Source organism: Flavobacterium rhamnosi, from assembly GCF_048286515.1.
In the GTDB taxonomy this organism is placed as follows: domain Bacteria; phylum Bacteroidota; class Bacteroidia; order Flavobacteriales; family Flavobacteriaceae; genus Flavobacterium.
Genome location: NZ_JBLVPS010000052.1, coordinates 1 through 1,973 on the forward strand (window position 1 = coordinate 1; position 1,973 = coordinate 1,973).

Below are 1,973 nucleotides of genomic sequence, written 5' to 3' on the forward strand. Positions count from 1 at the left end.
ATTTAGGTAGTGGTAGGGGAGCATTCTAACAGGGTAGAAGGTGTGTCGTAAGGCATGCTGGACTGGTTAGAAAAGAAAATGTAGGCATAAGTAACGATAATGCGGGCGAGAAACCCGCACACCGAAAGACTAAGGTTTCCACAGCTATGCTAATCAGCTGTGGGTTAGTCGGGACCTAAGGCGAACCCGAAAGGGACAGTCGATGGACAACGGGTTAATATTCCCGTACTAGTTATTACTGTGATGGGGTGACGGAGTGATGAAAGCGCCGCGAACTGACGGAATAGTTCGTTGAAGTACCTACCTATAAGCTGCGCAGGCAAATCCACGCGGCTTGGGGAAATACGATAGTACTCGGAGTCTTCGGACAAAGAGATAGTGCGCCTAAGGGCTTCCAAGAAAAACCTCTAAACTTCAGGTAATAAGTACCCGTACCGCAAACCGACACAGGTAGTCGAGGAGAGAATCCTAAGGTGCTCGAGAGATTCATGGCTAAGGAATTAGGCAAAATAGACCCGTAACTTCGGGAGAAGGGTCGCCAGCAGCAATGCTGGCCGCAGTGAAGAGGTCCAGGCGACTGTTTATCAAAAACACAGGGCTCTGCAAAATCGTAAGATGAAGTATAGGGCCTGACACCTGCCCGGTGCTGGAAGGTTAAGAGGAGATGTTATCTTCGGAGAAGCATTGAATTGAAGCCCCAGTAAACGGCGGCCGTAACTATAACGGTCCTAAGGTAGCGAAATTCCTTGTCGGGTAAGTTCCGACCTGCACGAATGGTGTAACGATCTGGACACTGTCTCAGCCATGAGCTCGGTGAAATTGTAGTAGCGGTGAAGATGCCGCTTACCCGCAGTGGGACGAAAAGACCCTGTGCACCTTTACTATAGCTTAGTATTGACCTTGGATAAATGATGTGTAGGATAGGTTGGAGACTGTGAAGTGGCGTCGCTAGGCGTTGTGGAGTCATTGTTGAAATACAACCCTTTGTTTATCTGAGGCCTAACCCCGCTATGCGGGGGACATTGCTTGGTGGGTAGTTTGACTGGGGTGGTCGCCTCCAAAAGAGTAACGGAGGCTTCTAAAGGTTCCCTCAGTACGCTTGGTAACCGTGCGTAGAGTGCAATGGCATAAGGGAGCTTGACTGAGAGACATACAGGTCGATCAGGTACGAAAGTAGAGCATAGTGATCCGGTGGTTCCGCATGGAAGGGCCATCGCTCAAAGGATAAAAGGTACGCCGGGGATAACAGGCTGATCTCCCCCAAGAGCTCATATCGACGGGGGGGTTTGGCACCTCGATGTCGGCTCGTCACATCCTGGGGCTGGAGAAGGTCCCAAGGGTTGGGCTGTTCGCCCATTAAAGTGGCACGCGAGCTGGGTTCAGAACGTCGTGAGACAGTTCGGTCTCTATCTACTGTGGGCGCAAGAAATTTGAGTGGATCTGATTCTAGTACGAGAGGACCGAATTGGACAAACCTCTAGTGTATCTGTTGTCACGCCAGTGGCATCGCAGAGTAGCTACGTTTGGAAGGGATAAGCGCTGAAAGCATATAAGCGCGAAACCCACCACAAGATGAGATTTCTTTTAAGGGTCGTAGGAGATGACTACGTTGATAGGCTATAGATGTAAAGGCAGTAATGTCATAGTCGAGTAGTACTAATAACCCGTAAGCTTATGTACGCTTTTCCCCGGGGCAACCCGGGGAAGAAACTTTCTCAAAACTTTTTATTTTCTTTATCTCAGTATGTTAAGATATTATGTAAGTGATGTTTATAACACTATAAACAACATTACAGTAATTGCCCAAAGCAATTATAACCTCTTAAGGTGGTTATTGCGGCGGGGCTCACCTCTTCCCATCCCGAACAGAGTAGTTAAGCCCGCCTGCGCAGATGGTACTGCAGTTATGTGGGAGAGTATGTCGTCGCCTTTCTTTAAAGAATCCTCATCATTCATTTGATGAGGATTTTTTT

General features: G+C 48.5%; 2 rRNA genes. Both read left to right on the top strand.

From position 1 onward, the window contains the following. Window positions 1–1,680: ribosomal RNA gene (locus tag ACNQGN_RS18860) — 23S ribosomal RNA — on the top strand; the annotation flags it as partial. 143 nt (window positions 1,681–1,823) lie between these two features. Continuing rightward, window positions 1,824–1,933, top strand: a 5S ribosomal RNA gene (gene rrf / locus ACNQGN_RS18865). Window positions 1,934–1,973: the final 40 nt, after the last annotated feature.